The 245-nt window shown below is 65.3% G+C and carries 1 pseudogene; it reads left to right on the top strand.

From position 1 onward, the window contains the following. Positions 1 to 245: pseudogene (locus tag ACYPYD_RS28230) on the top strand (MFS transporter); the annotation flags it as partial.

The following is a 245-nucleotide window of genomic DNA, read 5'->3' as shown; positions in this document are numbered from 1 at the left end:
AGTGGGCCTGGCGCCTGCCGTTCCTGCTGGCGGGGCCACTGGGTTTCGTGGGCGTCTATCTGCGCTCCCGCATGGAGGAGACGCCGCTTTTCCGGGAGGTTGCGCAACAGGAGCATCCCGCCCCTGCATCCCCCTTGCGCGATCTTTTGACCCGTCACCGTCGCGCGCTGCTGGCGATGAGCGGCCTCGTGATCGCGCTCAATGTCGTGAACTACACGCTGCTCAGCTACATGCCGACCTATCTG

This window comes from Novosphingobium sp. 11B, from assembly GCF_054589055.1.
Note: the sequence above shows the minus strand (reverse complement) of the source record. Positions and strands in the feature narration are given on the sequence as shown.